Consider the following 17,704-nt stretch of genomic DNA (forward strand, 5'->3'; position numbering starts at 1 on the left):
ATAAGCTTAATATATAGCAAGCTGTAAATACTTTTTGTATTAAATTAGTGACCAATAAAGGATTGCGAATTTAATAAAGTTAGTAATATAACCAGTTGTTACGGTTAATATAAAAGGATTCACTTATGAAAACGTTTACTTTATTTTTAGGTGCAGCACTGAGCTTTAATGCATTTGCTGCGGCCACACCCGATACACCGCATATTTATGTTAAAGGTGAGGCAACAATTACCACCATGCCAGATCATGTATTATTAAATGTTGGCATTACCGAAATAGATAAAGATTTAATTGCTGCAAAAAATAAAACCGATATAACCATGGCTAAGGCAATAAAATTAGTAACAGCATTAGGTGTAAGTGATGCAGATATTAATGCCGGGCAAATATCAATAAACCGAGAAAGCCAATATAATCGTGAAAGCGGTGAGCAGCAATTTAAAGGTTTTAGGGTTAGCAGATCTTTAACGGTTAAGCTTAATGCCATTAATAAATATCCCGAGTTACTACAAAACTTAGTAAACAATGGTATTAACGAAATTAACCATACGCGTTTTTTAGCAAGCAATTACGATGAACTCTACAAAAAAGCGCAAAAACTGGCTATAAAAGATACTCGCGATGCAGCTAAAGAGTTTAGCAGTGAGTTTGGCGTAGAGTTAAAAGGCTTATATAGCGCATCTATGCAGCCATTAAATGTGCAATCAGCCCCTTATATGCGCGCCGAAAAAGTGATGCTCTCAGATAGTACACCGAGTAATTATGTACCCGATGCCTATCATGCAGGTGAAATCATTATAACTGCATCTAGTTATGCAGTTTATTATATAGATTAAGTTTATACATTACTGGCGCTTAAAACGTGCCAGTAATGTATCACCTTGTTGCTTACTAATACGGGCAATTGATTTAAGCATATTATTAATTTCCTGCCTGTCGTACTCATTCGTTACGTGCTCGTTAATGTCATCAACAATAGCATTTAAATAATTAAATAAACTTTCCCTCGCCGCTGAATTTTCGTGAGCAACAAATAAAATATTTTTAAATGCTTCTAACACATTAGTCATTACGTACGCATCGCCTTTAGCGTAATTACGTAGCGGGGTAAAATTATCATGCAGTAATTCATCAAAGCGGGTTTCGTGTATATATAATAATGGCGTATCTTTGCTGTGTTTAAAGCTGTAATTAATATCACTTATTGAAAGTCGTTTAATTAATAAAATACTTAACATATCAATGGCTTTAACTGCTGTACCCGGATCGTTTATGCCTGGGCTCATCGCTTTAACGGCTATTTCTGATATTTGCGTTAAACCATAACGGTAATGGTCGCTAATATACTCTTCTATATAAAAAATAAAACAGCTTAAAATTTTAGCAATTAACTCATCATTACTTGAAATATCTTTATTACACTTTAAAAATGGATAACCTTTAACTGTAAAATAACCTTGTTTAACAGTGATATAAAGCTCAATTTCTTCTGCAGATAATAAGGCGCAAAGCTTATCGGTGTGCACTCCTTTGTAGTAGCCTTCAGTTTGACTATTTATAGAATGCCAATCAGTAAAGTCGGGAAGATTTTTAAGCGGCGCTTCTTGCTGACTTTTAATAATGGTTTTAATTTCACTTTTTGTTTGGCTAAATAAACCATTTAAAACATTATCTACTTGAATAGCGCGAGATATAGAGTGAATAAAAAATACGAATAGCCCTAACGAAATCAAACCAAAAATAAGCGCAAATAATACCCCAAGTGCCGGTATAGCCATGGCGCCATTCTCGAGTTTATTAATATTTATGAGCATAATTACTGAGTAAATAATACTGCCTAAATAAAAACCTAATACCAGTTGGTGAGATTTCCGGGTTATTAATCCAGGTACTACACGCGGCGATAAACTGGCACTGGCTGAGTTTAATACCACCATTACCATTGAAAAACTAAACACAGTTAACGAAATAATACTGCCGGCTAAGGTACTTAAAACAGTTCGCGCATTTTCGGCGCTATCTACTAATACTACAGATATAAACGACTTTAGCTTTTCAATAATGGGCATATATTCAACCGACATCGTAATAACCGCAAAGGTTAAAAATGCAATTGAAAGTAAAGAAGGGTAAAAGCCAATACTATTTATCATTTCTCGATAACTGTCGGCTACTTTGCGAGGTACAAACATAAAATCCTTATGCTTTATTGTATAAGAGTATTATTAATACTTTAGCATAGTTGTAAACTAAACTTCTGATAATGAAGGTTAACTTGTGTGTTATTATTGCCAAAAATATTAGGATAATACTGTGATCATTTCAACATACGCTGCATTACTTGCATTTTACTATATTTACTTAAGTTTTAACGTAATAAACGTGCGCAGGGCAGCGCAAATATCACTTGGTGAAGGCGAAAATCCACAGTTGCAACGGGCAATTCGTGCCCATGGTAATTTTATGGAATATGTACCGTTTGCTATTATTTTGCTTTTTTTAGCAGAATATCAGGGGTTAGCGAGTCATTATTGCCATGCACTTGGTGCAATGCTACTTATAGGCCGCGTTTTTCATAATTTTGGCATAGTAGAAAAAAACCTAAAGTACCGCCAAATTGGTGTTATAGCTACATTTTTAACTATGCTTATAAGTGCTTTAGTTATTTTATTAACCCGCTTTAGTTAAATTTAATTATGAATAACAAAATATTTATTATTGGTTTACCGCGTACAGGCACTACAAGTGTTTGCCATGCTTTTTTAGAGTTTGGTATACCAACAGCGCATACTGCTTACACAAACAATTGTTTTGATAACGCCCATGCAATTGCCGATACGCCAATTTTTAATGATTATAAAGCCCTCGATAAGTATTATCCGGATGCAAAATTTATTTATTTAGAGCGTGAGCTTAACGTATGGCTACCATCAATAAAGCAATTATTATTACGTATGCATACTAATTTAACACGCACTGATGGGGGCTTTAATATTCATCTAAAGCATTGTTATTTAAATATATTTAGTAATTTAACAATTGATAATATAAACGATGATAGTTACTTAACGCATTGTTATAACACGCATATCAATGACGCTAAAAATTATTTTAAACACCAAGAGCAACGCTTTTTATCAATAAATATAGCAAAACCGCAAAGCTACAAAATGCTCTGTGATTTTTTAGCGATTAAAAGTAATAAAACAGATTTTGAAAAAATGAATATGGGCGGCAAAGTTACTGCCTGGAACGATATAAAACATCCGCTAAAAGTTGAATCAACAGCAAAAGGGCGCATAGATAAACTGTTACGCTACAAGATTTAACTTTACAGGCTTAGGAGCATGATTTTTTACCTAATATACGCTAAAATCTGCGCATTATTTTACACCTTGTTATAAGTAGTACAGAGCATGTTTGAATTAAAATACCACACTCCATTTGAATGGACCGAAGTTGTACTTGATGACTTCGATACTTTTTTACAAGACCACGCCGCAGCCGAAAAAAAAGCATCGGGTATGGCCATGTCTATGCTGTCGCATTACCCCGATAAACGTAAACTGGTTACAGCTATGGCAGACTTAGCACTTGAAGAAATGATTCATTTTAAAGAAGTGCTGAAAATTTTAATTTCACGTGATGTAAATTTAGGTGACGACAAAAAAGACCCTTATATAAAACAAATACGTGCTTTATTTAGACACGGCCGCGACGGTTTTTTAATGGATCGATTATTAGTCGGTGGGGTTATTGAGGCAAGAGGGCACGAACGTTTTTCACTAGTGGCGCAAGCGTTACCAGAGGGCAAAGAAAAAGAGTTTTACATTGCGATTGCCGAATCAGAAGAAAAACATAAAAACTTATTTGTAGAATTAGCGTATGAGTATTTTGATAAAGAAGAAGTAGACATACGCCTAGAAGAGCTACTAATAGCGGAAGCTAAAATTTGTGAAAGCATTCCGTTTACTGCGGCACTGCATTAATTTAAGCTGTTAATGCCATACTCTAAAAGCGCTAAATTTATATTTGGCGCTTTTTTGTTTGTAACAATTACGCATAATTTAATAATTATTATGTTTGGACAAAGCTGATGATTAATATATTTTCAAAATATAAAGTAATACCAACAACAGCAGGTATTCTATTTATGCTGTCATCCACACCGGTTGCAGCATCATTAGCGTGTAGTGATTTGACTGGCTGTGAAAAAAGTTTTGCGAGATAGAAAGCCAGCTTACCATAGCTAAGGAACATGGTAATAAGTACAAGATTGAAGGGTTGAAAAAAGCATTACATGCAGCAAAAGCTAATTGCAGCGAAAAAATATTGAAAGAAGATTTAATAGAAAAAATAAACGATGCTAACAATGATATTGCTGAATATGAAGAAGATCTGCTAGATGCTAAACAAGCAGGTAAAAGTGATAAAGTTAGTAAGTATCAAAAAAAGATTACAGCAGAAAAGCTTAAACTAAAACATCTGAAAGATGAGCTTGGCAAAATTAATTAAATCACCAGTGGCTACTTGTTGTTAACGCTTTAGGTTATCGTTAACAGCAAGTGTACTGCGAATATTATCGGATTAACCATCATATTTAATTACATTATTACGCAACAATAACTATATACAGTGCAGGGCACTTCAATCTTTAAAACTAGCCTAATTAAAATACACTTAAAAATTATACTTAAAAAGTCATACTACAAATAGCAATCAAACATTATGGGGAAGCGCGTTTCCATTACTCTGTTTTATACCAGCTGTCTTTCAACAACTTAGAAGTTCATAGTTAAAACCACTATCAGCAGGGAGTTTTAGTTAAATAACCAAGCGCATTACTGTGATAAACATAATCACACCACAATTTAACATAATTTAAATGGCTAATAATTAAACCAAATATAACTAAAACTGAAAATTAAAACCCTACATAATAGGCTATTTAAAGCACCTGCTTATAAAATGAACTAAACTAGCTGATTTATTACTGTTAATAGCGTTATTTTGTAAAACTAGCTATGTAAATACAGGTAAAACCCATGTGTGTAACAGTGATAAACCAGATCTTTTTGAGGTTTATTTATAAAAAACTATTACAACTGATAGCCAAAGTATAAGCATATGGTATATCAATTCAAATATTATGGCCGGATTGTTACTCATAAAGAGTAATAAAACAGCATGGGATTGAAATAGAAATGTTAGTTAGCTATTGGAATAGAAGATAAAATAAAGCGATTAACTAGGTTAAAGACTTAAGCTTATTTATAGGCGTTAATTATGTAGTAAGTTATGGCGCAAATTTAATTGAATTATCACTTAGTTAAAATCACAGTAAGGCTGCTAGTAAATTTATAGATATAAGTTAAATAATATAGAGAGCAAAGATGTGCATATAGAGATTTATAAGTAACGTGTAGGTATGAAATAGTAGCTGAATATTACCTAAGTTAAATTGGTAATTTATGCATAGCCAAAAAAAGTAATGCTTTAAAGGGCCTGATTCATTAAGCTAGATAAGATAATAAATGCAACATAAGTGTTTATATACAAAGAGTATAAGAAGCCACATAAATAGTAAGCAGCAAAATTCCGTTCTTTGAATTGAAAATATAGCAAAGGCATAACAATATACTTGCAGACTGGTTAGTTATAGATAGGTGCGCTTTATAAACAAGGAGAACTTTAACCGCTAAATTATCATCGGGCTTGTTTTATACAAATACATGTTTAAATAACAAACTTGCTTTATAGGGCTCATGTAAGTAAAGCATCCATATTTAAAGTTATGTATTCGTAGTAGTAGGAAAGCAGCTGTATTGAATTTGCTTAAAAACGTAAAATACACTTAGTAATCTCGTAACGAGAAGGCTTACAACACACATAGTTATACTGAATAGCTTATTTCAAACCATATTTAACATAATATAAATTATAGGTTGTTATATATGTATTAATAAGGAGTGCCACATACTCTCTTTATTAGCTCTGTAATGTCCAATACTAGACGGTATCGGACATTAAAGAGGTTTTTATCTAAGTTAGTTATTCTCAATTTGGTACATTTAAATTTAATTAATATTTTCTAATGTATGTAATCTAATGCATGGAATATTATATTTCAGGTTTTCATTTAAAATATAAGTTACTCAATACTTAGTAAACGCTCGGCCGTGTATTCGTTAGTAATAAGCCCACTAATCATTTTAGATCTTAGCGCACCTAAAATGGCTAATACTTTTTCTTCTCCGGCAGCTATGGCAAAAATTTGTTTATCTGAATTAACTTTTAATGGCGTACTTGCTACTCGTTGATTAACATTACAATCTAATAACTTACCATTTTTATCAAACACCCAGCTGATCATTTCTCCTACAGCACCTTGCTGTTGTAACTCTTGGAGTTCGTCAAGGCTTACAAAACCGTCTTTATGAAGTGGCGAATTTAATCCTAAATTACCAACGCCTACAAATGTAACATCTGCATTCGTGGCTAATTTTAAATTACTAGCAACATTCTGCTGTGAATGCAGTTGCAGCTTTTCCTCAATGGTGCGTGGCAAAACAGGTAACGGCATTGGGTAATGTTTAGCATTTATATGCTCAGCCATTCTTACTACTACATCGTATGGCGATGCCGATCCGTCTAATGCCATATTGCCTAACATGGCAACTATTTTATGTTGTTGGCAATCTTGTGTTCGGAGCTCATCTACGCATGCGCGTAAAACTCGCCCAGTTCCCATTGCAATAACTTTTGGTTGTGGTGATTTTAAATGGCGTTCTATTTCAGCCGCACCAGCTTGTGCCAAACCTAATGTAGATGAAGGTTCTGACGGATCACTAGGGACTACATCACAAGAGAGCAAACCAAAACGTGTTTTAATTTGTTCAGCCAAATCCATACATTTAGCAATAGGATGATCGAGTCTTACTTTTATTAATCCTTGGCTAACAGATAGCGCTACCATTCTTTGTGCCGATTGGCGTGAGGTATTAAGCTTTTTAGCTATTTCGTCTTGTGTTTTACCTGCAACATAATACAACCACCCTGCTCTTGCTGCGTCATCGAGTTTTCTAATTTCTGTATTAGATAGCTTGGCCACTGAAACCTCTTAAAATCAAAATAAATAGACTATTAAAATTGATTAACAGCAAAATATTTTTGTTAATTGAACGAATTATTTAATTGTTATTAGCCCTCTAAATATACCATTCATTTAATAAAAGTGTCGAATTTTCATGTTATTGCACTAATAGAAATCAAGTTAACGCTTTCTAATTGCTCACAACATATTTTTTCTATTACAGCTAAGTGCAAGTTATGGCCACAGCTATAAAAATTATAAAAACGTAAATGCGACCTGTAATGCACCTTTATTTTGCGCGGGGTTCCACATAGCTGTTGCCGATATAGGAAAATTATACTCTAGTATTTGCAAGCTCTTGGAGTAAGTAAAACCTAAGTTAACTATATTAGCGTTATCATCATAAAAGTTTTGCTGATCTAAAAAAGAAAAAGCACCACCAATAAATACAGAGACTTGCTCATCTAATTCATTACCCTTCCACACGGGCATGCTAGCTTCGAGATAGTTAGTGTAAGCTTGTTTGTTTTTTCCTGAACTTTCATCTAAATAGGTATCTATTCCTTGAACTATTACTGAGTAGTAAAGAGATAATGGCATTTCGCCCGCAAAGGTGTAACCAAGACCGACATCAATAAAGTTTCCGGTTTTATCCGGATCGCTTGAATAGTCAAAAATATCTACATTATTAATCGACGAGTGGTTACCATGATTAACAATTTCAATGAACAGCTGCTCTGAAAACTTATAAGAAGCAAAATAAGTAAACTCCTGATACTCACCATCAAAAGAGGACCCACCCCATAAACCTAAGGTGATTTTATTATCCGCCGTTTTATAAGTTAATTCACCAGCAACCATTGGGCCTGGCGTTACAATTGAGCCATGCCATAAGTGATTTGTTTTAAATTCTAACCCTAAATTAAAATCGTTGCTGTGTACCTGGCTACTATAAGTTGCTATTGCTGCCGTTAGTGTTAATACATGTTTAGCTTTCATAAATATGCTTCTTTGGTTGTATAAGCTCTGCGTTTGGCTTGAGTTATATAGTGCTAAATTACAATGTGAGCATAAGCCCTTCTTGTGGTCATAATCCCAGCAAGAAGTTCGTACGTCAACTATTTAAATAACAAAAAATTCACAATGCGTCACGCTGTAATAATAAGTCAATTATATCAGCAGGTTAAAACATCATAATTGTTAATTTGTTTTTTATTAATTAAACGTAAATCACTTTCAACGTAAATTTTTACAATATTAAAGGATAAGTAATGCGCGGAGGTTATTTAATAAAACGACAAAGTAGCTAAAAATTATTTAAATCAGTTATTAATGACTGTTTTTTAGTTACTATCTTGAGCTTATGAGGTGGTTAGCTTAGTATTGAAAGTACTCAAATGGTATTAACAATAGAAGTAACAACATATGGAATTTGTGCACCCACTAGAACCTATTTTAATCATTGATGATACAAAAAACAGTCGCGACTATCTAAACCAAATTTTAACGGATCTTGGTTATGAAGATATTCTTGAGTGTGAAGATTTTGATTGTGCAAAACCGCTGCTTAGCGAAAAGTCCCCAAAGGTTATATTTTTAGATGTCGAAATACCTGACTCTGAAGGTAGTGATATTTTAACTTATATAAATAATTGCTATCCGCATATTCATGTTGTTATTTGCTTTGGCCATAACAGTTTCGAAAATGTAGAAAATACGTGGGAACTTGGTGCTAAAGGGGTTATAGCAAAACCGTTTAATGTACAAAAAGTAGATACAGTAATGAAGCGTTTAGAGCTCATTGAATAATAATAAGGTTAGTATGCAAAGTTCTGTTAGTGCAATTATCGATGATTTATCTAATGTTATTTTTGGTAAAAAACAACAAATAAAGCTCGCGCTCACCTGCTTATTTAGTGAAGGCCATTTACTAATTGAAGATTTACCTGGCATGGGTAAAACAACGTTATCGCATGCCTTAGCAGCCGTTTTAGGCTTGTCGTATCAACGGATACAATTTACCAGCGACTTACTCCCAGCCGACATATTAGGTACTAATGTATTTAATAGTAATGAACACAGTTTTAGCTTTCATAAAGGGCCTATTTTTAGCCAAGTTGTTTTAGCAGACGAAATAAACAGAGCGGGACCTAAAACACAAAGCGCCTTACTTGAGGCAATGGAAGAACAACAAGTTACTGTTGATGGTAAAAAGTATTCTCTTCCTACCCCATTTTTTGTTATTGCTACACAAAATCCATTACATCAATCAGGTACTTACCCTTTACCTGAGTCGCAGCTGGATCGTTTTTTAATGCGTATTAGCCTTGGTTTTCCGCCAAAAGAAGCCGAAAAAAGGCTGTTACTAAATATGCAAAAGCGTGACTACACCCAGCTACCACAACGTATTACTGAGCAACAATTAGCTCAAATTCAAACTGAAATTAGCAATATTATACTAAGTAATCCTGTAATTGATTATATTATTGAATTGGTAAATTATACACGCGAAAGTAATAATTTTGCTGCATCGTTATCGCCACGCGCTAGCATGGCATTAGCAAAAGCTGCTAAATCATGGGCTTATATTGACGGTCGTGACTTTGTTATGCCTGAAGATGTGCAAGCAGTTTTTGCCAGTGTTTGTCAGCACCGTTTAGGGTTACACAATGAGTCGGGCGAAGCGCAAGTTATGCAAATATTAAAAGCTGTTATGGTTCCGGTATAGCATTTATGCCAAATAACAAAGCTAAGCGCCCTGCTTTATTTAAGTCATTTAAACGTGCCATATTTAATAAATTATTAAAAAATAAACATTTAAAACAGTCAATTACACTTGAACACAAAACTATTTATGTTTTTCCATCAGCCCTTGGCTGCTACTTTATTAGTGTAGCTATTTTAAATTTTGTGATGGGGATTAACTATCAAAACAACTTAATTTTGATCATGGCTTATTTAATGTTTGTGGTAATGATTATTGCTGTACTACTGGGTTACAGCAATGCAAAAGGCCTAACTGTTACTTTTAAAAATTCACTTTCGAGCTTTGCACCACAAAATCCACAAGTTCAGTTTGCTGTACAAAGCCCCTCGATTTGCCAATCTGTGATGCTAATTTATCAAGGCGATCAACAAACGCAAATTAATCATGATGAAATAACCAATACAGCCCTAACGCTAAGCTTGCCACTACCCTATAACAAACGCGGATGTTACTCACTACAGCGAATAAAAATTGCCAGTAATTATCCCTTTGGCTTGATCACTGTTTGGAGCTACATTCAACTACAATCAAGTGTTTATATTTACCCTTCACTTGAAAAGGTGTTTAGTGACGCTCAGATAAATAGTCTAGCCGAGCAAGCCGAAAACGGTATTGCCAAACAACTCGGTAGTGAAGAGTTTGAAACATTAATACCGCACTTGCCTGAAATGGGATTGCAAAGAATTTCTTGGAAACATTTTGCTAAAACACAGCAGTTATTAGTTAAAGAGTTTGTTGATTTTAAAGCTGCTGATGCATTATTTGATTTTGATTTAATGCATGGCGATACCGAGCAACGCTTAAACCAGCTGTGCTTTTTAGTATGTGAAGCAACAGAGAATAACACCCCCTTTATGCTAAAACTACCAAGTAAAATAATAGCTACCAACCTAGGTGTGCAACATAAAACACTTTGTTTAGAATCACTTAGTACATTTAATGGTGATACAAAGTGACGGCAATAAAAAACATAAAAGTAATAAATTATTCACTGTGTTTTATATACAGCTGCTTAGTCATGTTTTTTATTGCTCACTTACCAATTGTATTTATTAGTGTACTAGCGCTACTTTGTGCGTGGAACTTTTATGTAACCATAAGTAATAAAACTAAACCTAATGCCTGGTTGGCTAACGCTTTAGCAGCACTTGCTTTAGGGTTAATGCTTTTTAGTGTGGGATTTAGCGACACGGTTATTTTATTTGTGGCTATGTTGTTGCTTTCAAGCTTATTTAAGTTGTTACAGGCGAAAACTAAAAAGCATTATCATGTAATAACTACGCTGACATTTTTTTCGCTTTCGGCGGTTTATTTATTTAACCAAAGTATTTTAACTACTTTAGTAGTGAGTAGTTTGTACATTTTAAATTTTGCCGTACTGGGCTTGTTAGAATCAAAACATAATTTAAAAGTCGCATCTAAACAAAGCGGTAAATTACTATTATTGGCATTACCACTAGCGGTATTTTTATTAATATTTTTACCAAAAATGCCGGCATTTTGGCAACTACCTGGGCCAAAGTTAGCTAAAACTGGTTTGTCTGAGCAAATAGATCCGTTTGATATTGCCAAGTTATCTAATTCAGATGAACTGGTTTTTAGAGCTAAATTTAATGATCTAGCACCTAAAGCTCCCCTGTATTGGCGAGCCTTAGTACACGATGAGTTTAACGGAAATGCGTGGCTCACTTCCAATTTATTAAAGCATAACAGCGTAACTCAAACTAAAACGCAACAAGTTAGTAGTTTAACAAAATACGACTATTCGATTATTGCCGAGCCCTCGAGTCAAAAGTGGTTATATGGGCTCAACTTTGCAACCAGTAATAACGATAACGTAGAGAGTGACTCACTGGGCTTACTGCGTAAAAAAAATTACCAAGCTAAAAGTGTGCAATACACAGCAAGTAGCTCTGCACTAACAAATGCTCCTTTATTACAGTGGCAAACTAAACACTACAAACACTTAGTAAATAACGACAATAACAAAGCAAGTGCCCTTGCCTATAATTTAAAACAAAACTTAACCAGCGACCGTGATTTTTACAATGCATTACTACACTACTTTATAGACGAAAAATTTAGTTATACGCTTAACCCGACGCCAATGAGCGGCAACAATACTATTGATCAGTTTATGTTTGAGCAACAACGTGGGTTTTGTGGCCACTATGCCAGTGCCGCAGCTTATATTTTTAGAAGTGCGGGTATACCGGCAAGAGTTGTCAGTGGCTATTTAGGTGGTGAGCTTAATACAGATAATAATACTTTATCTGTTCGCCAATATGATGCACATGCATGGGTAGAAGTATATTTAGATAATGAAGGCTGGCAAATATTTGATGCCACAGCGGTGGTTGCTCCCGATAGGCTTACAGGATCGCTTTCACAAAATACTGAGTTAAATAATGAGTTTAAAAGCAATATCGACTTTGGTTTAGTTAGTTTAAGTAACTTTGCAGCTATTAATTGGCTAAGGCTAGAGCTAGAAAACTTAGATTATAGGTGGTCTAGCTGGGTACTTGGTTTTGATGATGAAAAACAAAACGACTTTTTAAAGTCTATTTTTGGCAGCAAAAATATTTGGCTGGTACCGCTGGCTGTAATTGTTATTTTAGGGCTGACTTTTGTTAGTTATTTTGTTTATTTAAATTGGCCTAAGCCCGCTACTAAATTAGCTCCTATGGTTAAAGAGTTTGAACAATTAATAAATTGGGCTAAAAAACGTAAACTTAAGATAGCCGATCATTTAACGCCTACTCAACAATTACAACACTTAGCATCGCAAGCGCCGCATGTTGAGCAACAATTACTCGAGTTTAGTCAGTTATTTAACCAAGTACGTTATGCTAAAAAACCATTTAATAAAGAACGTAAAACTCAGGCAAAATATCTGATAAAATTAATTAAATCTACGAAACAGAGAAATCTATGAATGCGGTTGTTATAGGCGTTTTATTAATGCTTGGGCTTACCTTGGTCCGCGTAAATGTTATTGTTGCAATGATAATAAGTGCCCTTGTTGCTGGCTTAACCGCTGGTTTGGGCTTAAAAGAAAGTATAGACGCCTTTAATTCGGGATTGTCGGCAGGTGCTGAAATAGCACTAAGTTATGCCATGTTAGGTGCTTTTGCAGTGGCTATTTCTAAATCAGGTTTAACACGTATTTTAGCCGCAAAATTATTAGCTAAAGTTAATGCACAAAAAAGTGGCAGTGAAACCCTGCTCAGTTATTTTATTTTATTTATAATAATGATCTGCGCCATTTCATCGCAAAACTTAGTGCCGGTTCATATCGCCTTTATTCCTATTCTTATTCCACCGCTGCTGGTAATTTTTAATAAACTTAGGCTGGATAGACGTGCAATAGCTTGTATTTTAACTTTTGGTTTAGCTACTTCTTATATGGTACTACCGTATGGCTTTGGTGGTATTTACTTATATTCAATACTCCATAAAAATTTAGTGGATAACGGTTTAGAAATAATAAATACCCAAGTGCCTATGGCAATGATAATTCCGGCTTTGGGCATGTTTGCAGGTTTATTAATTGCAATATTTTTTAGTTACAGAAAACGTCGCGACTACGCAGCGCTTCCGCTTACCATAGAAAGTAAAGAAACCACGGTAGAAAACCCAAAAAAGGTAATGTTAGTTGGCCTGTTTGCTGTACTTGCTTCACTTATTGCGCAAAACGCTAGCGGTTCAATGATTTTAGGTGGCTTAGTGGGTGTAATGATTTTTAGCGTTTTCGGCATCGTTAAATGGGAAGATAATGGCGACGTATTTAGTAAAGGCGTCGCTATGATGGCAATGATTGGTTTTATAATGATTTCTGCTCAAGGATTTGCAGCTGTTATGCAAGCTACAGGTCATGTGGCTAGTTTAGTACACAGTGGCGCTGAGTTATTTGCTGGGAATAAACCCATTGCGGCAGCGGTTATTTTATTAGTTGGATTGTTTATTACCATGGGTATAGGTAGCTCATTTTCAACCGTGCCAATTATAGCTACTTTATTTGTTCCTTTATGTTTAGAGCTGGGCTTTTCGGTTATGGCCACTGCTGCTTTAGTGGGTACGGCCGGTGCGTTAGGTGATGCAGGCTCCCCCGCTTCTGACTCTACACTTGGGCCAACTTCTGGGCTAAATGCTGATGGCCAGCACGACCACATTTGGGATTCAGTAGTGCCTACCTTTATTCACTTTAATATACCGTTATTAATATTTGGCTGGATAGCTGCCATGGTGCTTTAACCTAAGTAATGTAAAACGATAACCTAATAATAGATTAGGTTATCGACCTCCCACCTTGATAATTATTATTAAAATTGACTCTGCTGTTTAGCTATATCTTTTGCAATTAATTAGTATGATGTGTTCTTTGGTGGTATTTAAATAAGCACTACTTAAAGTGCTTATTTTTAATAACATTAAAATACTTTATTCTAATGTTTACTTGTCAAAACCATAAATCATTTTATCGCAAACCACAGGCGTTGGTCGGTGATCATCATTTACTGCAACAAAGGTAAAGCTGCCACTAATAGCAGAATGCTTGTTGTCATTATGCATAGTTTCTAGAAGTATATCGACATCAACCTTTAAACTGGTATTACCTACATGCACTACTTTTGCTATAAGTTCAGCAAAAGTACCTGCAGGAATAGCTTCTTTAAAGTCTACTCGATCTGATGAAATGGTAACTAAAGGCTTACGGCAAAAACGCGTTGCCGCTATAAAAGCAACCTCGTCCATCCAAGCTAAAGCGTCGCCACCAAATAAAGTGTTGTGGTGATTAGTTCGCCCCGGAAACACTGTTTTAGTTACCGATGTGGTGGAATCTTTAATACGTTGCGCGATAATAGCATCGCGCTCTACTTGTGTCATAGTATCTACTTTTTATTAGCTAATTTGTTTTGCATTAATAAGGCCGGATCAAGGCGTTCACCTTGCCAGTTAAAACGCCAATCTAAATGCGGGCCTGTTACCCGCCCTGTTGCACCTATTTCAGCTATTTTACTACCTTGCTCAATTTTATCGCCCAGCTTTACATCAAGCTTACTTAAATGAATATAAGTAGAGGTAACGCCGTGGCCATGGTCTAAAATAAGTGTGCCACCTGAATAATAAATATCCGGCTGCGAAAACACCACTGTACCACTTATAGGTGCATACACAGGTGTCCCCGTTTTATTGGCTATATCTAAGCCAAAATGTGGTCTGCGTGGCTCGCCATTAAAATAACGTTGGCTACCATACACCCCAGATATACGCCCTTGTGCAGGTTTTAGCACAGGATCTAAAAAGTACAATAGGTCAGAATTAACCTGGCGCGCAGCTCTAATCGCAGCAGCCTCTTTACTTATACGTGCGCTGAGTTCTTTAGCCGGCGATACATATTTTTTAGCAACGCCGGTAATTTTATCAATTTGATAGTCGCGCTTAGTAATTACTAGGCTTTCAGTGTGCTCAACACCAGCTTTATCAACCCATTTAAGTGTGTGATTTGTTGGTGCATCGCGGCCAAAGCCAAATACAAAATCACCCTTACTCGAAAGCTTAAGTGTTTTGTCGTTAAAGCTAACCGACTGCGCGTTGCTAATATTACCGGTTACTAAACCGCCTTGAGTTAATTGCCCTTTTAGCTCAAGTGCCATTGCACTTAAGCTAGTAGAGGAAATTAACACGGCTGCTAATAATGTTTTAAGCATGGCTAATAGACCCTTTGCCTACTCCTTCGTAGGCCGTTATTTTTACCGCTTTTTCAGGATATTGTGCTTTTACCTGACCCGCTAAGTATTCTGCAATGCATTCAACCGTGGTATCGCTAGGTAGAATATCGCAACGCGATTCGCTAATAGCCATTTCAAAATAGCCTTGCGCTGAAGTATATGCAAAACATACATCGCCAGCTTTTGCGCTAACGTGTTGTAACTCGTCTGCCTTAATTTGATCCTCAGCGGTGGCTAGATAAATGTCTTGCCACTTTTGTGACCATTCTTTTTGCAGGCGAGGCATAGAAATACCATCTAAACTAATACCAATTTGAGAACGATGCCCATGAATAATACGTTGGCAATTACCATCATGCTTTTTAAGGCCATGGCTGTAATGGTAATAATAGCTTTGATTATGCTCTGGCTTCAATGACAGCTCAATTTTTTCTATATTATCTGGCAGTTGTGGCAAAATAGTCGCTATTAAGAAATCTGTAACCGATGCAATAGTTACTTCATCTGCGTTAATCATACAATAAGCTTGATGTGGAGCACTCATCGCCAAATGGTGGTTATCACCAAATGTACAATCTAATGTTTTATGGTCGCTAAATTCGCTAACCACGCCATTTAGATTATTAGGTACAGCTAAACGATGATCAATACACTCATCTATAATGCCTTTAATTTGCTTTTTAACTAAGCCAAAGTCTAATACCATAGACTCATCGTTTAGTTTGCCATGCAAAGTTAAATCAACAATCCAGCTCTCGCCAACTGCGCCGCGTTTATTACACAAGTAAGAAAAATCTATCACTGTTAGTGAGTTAACAAAAAGGATCATAAATTTCCTTTAAACAGGTTAAAAGTCAGCGGTAATTATAATGATTTATGATTGTAATTGCGCGGTTTAATCAGGCTAAAATCAATTACACCAATCAATTGATTAAAAAACCTCCTAAATTTAGCTTTTTTAACTGATCCGAGTTGTTCAGCGTACAAGTGTACGCTAAAGTAGTTGGCAATTTATAAGCGAAGATAAGTGTTATGGAACCTAAAAATAGCTATACAAAAGAAGACTTGATCCTATGTGGTGAAGGTAAAATGTTTGGTGAAGGTAACTGCCGTTTACCAAGCGACAATATGTTAATGATGGACCGCATTACCTCTATTACTGCCGATGGCGGAATACACGGTAAAGGCGAAATTGTTGCTGAGCTAGATATTGACCCTAGCTTATGGTTTTTCGACTGCCATTTTAAAGGTGACCCTGTAATGCCCGGTTGCTTAGGTTTAGACGCTATGTGGCAGTTAGTTGGATTTTACTTAGGTTGGTCTGGCGGTCCAGGTCTTGGCCGTGCGCTAGGTGTGGGTGAAGTTAAATTTACCGGCCAAATTTTACCAACCGCTAAAAAAGTAACCTACCGCCTAGTAATGAAACGCGTAATTAAACGCAAATTATTTATGGGTGTTGCCGATGGCACGGTAGAAGTAGATGGCCGTGTAATCTACGAAGCGAAAGATTTAAAAGTGGGTCTATTTCAAGACACCAGTGCATTTTAATTAACTGTTAATAATTAAAATACACATACAAAAATGCCTCCACTTGGAGGCATTTTTGCTTAAATTCAGTTATATACTATGTTTTATAAATATTACGATTGTCTATTGCTTCGCGCCAACCACCTAACCATTCTGATTTTGGATCAACTTGTTGATAGGGACAATGCTCTTTAGAGCGACCTGCTAAACCTGCTTTAAATCCTTGAGAATGTGCTCTCTCTAAACGATCTCTTTTTTGTCTCTTCATCGGTAATATCCTCACCTTTGTATTTATATATTTTGTAGCATTAGTGAAATCTACATGTAATGAATAGCTAATAAAAAAGGTTAATTCAAATTATAAAAGCAATTAATTAGTTTGACTTTAACTAAGCTGCTGATGCAATGATGAATTAGCTTTTTAAAAAGTAAGTGGTCGTACTTGCACTGTATTGACCGGTTTAATCTAACTTAAAAACACGATTAAAAAATCGTTTTATTACACTGTTGTGTATATATTGTGACCGGCTAATTTAGCCTTAGTTCCAAATTAATCTAGTCTATTTTTTAATTATTTTAAATTTT

18 protein-coding genes are annotated in these 17,704 nt (G+C 35.4%); 11 read left to right on the plus strand and 7 right to left on the minus strand.

The window, feature by feature from the left end; genetic code table 11:
* The first annotated feature begins 125 nt into the window (after positions 1 to 125).
* Positions 126 to 836, plus strand: a complete 711-nt coding sequence (locus tag HC000_RS04490) for an SIMPL domain-containing protein (protein WP_011328242.1) — start codon at positions 126 to 128, stop codon at positions 834 to 836.
* 9 nt (positions 837 to 845) lie between these two features.
* Here HC000_RS04490 and HC000_RS04495 read toward each other — a convergent pair whose 3' ends face one another.
* Positions 846 to 2,192: a DUF2254 domain-containing protein gene (locus HC000_RS04495; protein ID WP_086996944.1), complete on the minus strand. Its 1,347-nt coding sequence runs from the start codon at positions 2,190 to 2,192 to the stop codon at positions 846 to 848.
* A gap of 121 nt (positions 2,193 to 2,313) precedes the next feature.
* Here HC000_RS04495 and HC000_RS04500 point away from each other — a divergent pair, with 121 nt between their 5' ends.
* From HC000_RS04500 to HC000_RS04515, 4 genes are all read left to right on the plus strand, one after another.
* Complete coding sequence (locus tag HC000_RS04500) at positions 2,314 to 2,688, plus strand: MAPEG family protein (RefSeq protein ID WP_011328240.1); 375 nt, start codon at positions 2,314 to 2,316, stop codon at positions 2,686 to 2,688.
* An 8-nt stretch (positions 2,689 to 2,696) separates the two neighbouring features.
* Positions 2,697 to 3,329, plus strand: a complete 633-nt coding sequence (locus HC000_RS04505) for a sulfotransferase (RefSeq protein ID WP_179807050.1) — start codon at positions 2,697 to 2,699, stop codon at positions 3,327 to 3,329.
* 87 nt (positions 3,330 to 3,416) lie between these two features.
* A complete protein-coding gene (locus HC000_RS04510) occupies positions 3,417 to 3,989 on the plus strand; it encodes a tRNA-(ms[2]io[6]A)-hydroxylase (RefSeq protein WP_011328238.1) in 573 nt (190 codons plus the stop codon).
* Positions 3,990 to 4,245: 256 nt separating this feature from the next.
* Positions 4,246 to 4,515: a DUF1090 domain-containing protein gene (locus HC000_RS04515; protein ID WP_346010163.1), complete on the plus strand. Its 270-nt coding sequence runs from the start codon at positions 4,246 to 4,248 to the stop codon at positions 4,513 to 4,515.
* Positions 4,516 to 6,151: 1,636 nt separating this feature from the next.
* Here the strand turns inward: HC000_RS04515 and HC000_RS04520 are convergent.
* Together HC000_RS04520 and HC000_RS04525 are read right to left on the minus strand one after the other, a co-directional pair.
* Positions 6,152 to 7,111 (minus strand): sugar-binding transcriptional regulator, encoded by a 960-nt coding sequence (locus HC000_RS04520; protein ID WP_179807051.1) that lies wholly within the window; start codon positions 7,109 to 7,111, stop codon positions 6,152 to 6,154.
* 237 nt (positions 7,112 to 7,348) lie between these two features.
* Positions 7,349 to 8,092 carry a hypothetical protein gene (locus HC000_RS04525; RefSeq protein WP_179807052.1) on the minus strand — a complete coding sequence of 248 codons (744 nt, stop codon included), beginning with the start codon at positions 8,090 to 8,092 and terminating at the stop codon, positions 7,349 to 7,351.
* A 426-nt stretch (positions 8,093 to 8,518) separates the two neighbouring features.
* Between HC000_RS04525 and HC000_RS04530 the strand changes: the two genes are divergently transcribed.
* The 5 genes from HC000_RS04530 to HC000_RS04550 are packed head-to-tail and all read left to right on the plus strand — an operon-like array spanning position 8,519 to position 14,114.
* The gene (locus HC000_RS04530; RefSeq protein ID WP_086994129.1) at positions 8,519 to 8,902 is read left to right on the plus strand and encodes a response regulator; all 384 of its coding nucleotides are present in this window, start codon (positions 8,519 to 8,521) and stop codon (positions 8,900 to 8,902) included.
* Positions 8,903 to 8,915: 13 nt separating this feature from the next.
* On the plus strand, positions 8,916 to 9,821 hold the full coding sequence (locus HC000_RS04535; protein ID WP_179807053.1) for a MoxR family ATPase: 906 nt from the start codon (positions 8,916 to 8,918) through the stop codon (positions 9,819 to 9,821).
* A gap of 5 nt (positions 9,822 to 9,826) precedes the next feature.
* Positions 9,827 to 10,816 (plus strand): DUF58 domain-containing protein, encoded by a 990-nt coding sequence (locus tag HC000_RS04540; protein WP_179807054.1) that lies wholly within the window; start codon positions 9,827 to 9,829, stop codon positions 10,814 to 10,816.
* The gene (locus HC000_RS04545) at positions 10,813 to 12,795 is read left to right on the plus strand and encodes a DUF3488 and transglutaminase-like domain-containing protein (RefSeq protein ID WP_179807055.1); all 1,983 of its coding nucleotides are present in this window, start codon (positions 10,813 to 10,815) and stop codon (positions 12,793 to 12,795) included. The genes HC000_RS04540 and HC000_RS04545 overlap by 4 nt, the downstream gene beginning before the upstream one ends.
* The gene (locus HC000_RS04550; protein ID WP_041454421.1) at positions 12,792 to 14,114 is read left to right on the plus strand and encodes a Na+/H+ antiporter family protein; all 1,323 of its coding nucleotides are present in this window, start codon (positions 12,792 to 12,794) and stop codon (positions 14,112 to 14,114) included. Before HC000_RS04545 ends, HC000_RS04550 begins: the two co-directional genes overlap by 4 nt.
* Positions 14,115 to 14,312: 198 nt before the next feature.
* On the opposite strand, the gene HC000_RS04555 is transcribed toward HC000_RS04550, so the two are convergent.
* Genes HC000_RS04555 through HC000_RS04565 form a run of 3 tightly spaced genes read right to left on the minus strand, consistent with a single transcriptional unit; the run spans position 14,313 to position 16,421 of the window.
* Positions 14,313 to 14,747 (minus strand): acyl-CoA thioesterase, encoded by a 435-nt coding sequence (locus HC000_RS04555; protein ID WP_011328175.1) that lies wholly within the window; start codon positions 14,745 to 14,747, stop codon positions 14,313 to 14,315.
* A gap of 5 nt (positions 14,748 to 14,752) precedes the next feature.
* Positions 14,753 to 15,571: a M23 family metallopeptidase gene (locus HC000_RS04560; protein WP_011328174.1), complete on the minus strand. Its 819-nt coding sequence runs from the start codon at positions 15,569 to 15,571 to the stop codon at positions 14,753 to 14,755.
* Positions 15,564 to 16,421, minus strand: coding sequence for a 6-carboxytetrahydropterin synthase (locus tag HC000_RS04565; RefSeq protein WP_179807056.1), 858 nt, complete (start codon positions 16,419 to 16,421; stop codon positions 15,564 to 15,566). Before HC000_RS04565 ends, HC000_RS04560 begins: the two co-directional genes overlap by 8 nt.
* Before the next feature lie 203 nt (positions 16,422 to 16,624).
* Here HC000_RS04565 and fabA point away from each other — a divergent pair, with 203 nt between their 5' ends.
* A complete protein-coding gene (fabA, locus tag HC000_RS04570) occupies positions 16,625 to 17,140 on the plus strand; it encodes a bifunctional 3-hydroxydecanoyl-ACP dehydratase/trans-2-decenoyl-ACP isomerase (protein ID WP_011328171.1) in 516 nt (171 codons plus the stop codon).
* Positions 17,141 to 17,216: 76 nt separating this feature from the next.
* Here the strand turns inward: fabA and rmf are convergent, their stop codons facing one another.
* Positions 17,217 to 17,387 carry a ribosome modulation factor gene (rmf, locus tag HC000_RS04575; RefSeq protein WP_011328170.1) on the minus strand — a complete coding sequence of 57 codons (171 nt, stop codon included), beginning with the start codon at positions 17,385 to 17,387 and terminating at the stop codon, positions 17,217 to 17,219.
* Positions 17,388 to 17,704: the final 317 nt, after the last annotated feature.

The sequence above is a fragment of the Pseudoalteromonas sp. MIP2626 genome (genome assembly GCF_013414205.1).
In the GTDB taxonomy this organism is placed as follows: domain Bacteria; phylum Pseudomonadota; class Gammaproteobacteria; order Enterobacterales; family Alteromonadaceae; genus Pseudoalteromonas; species Pseudoalteromonas nigrifaciens.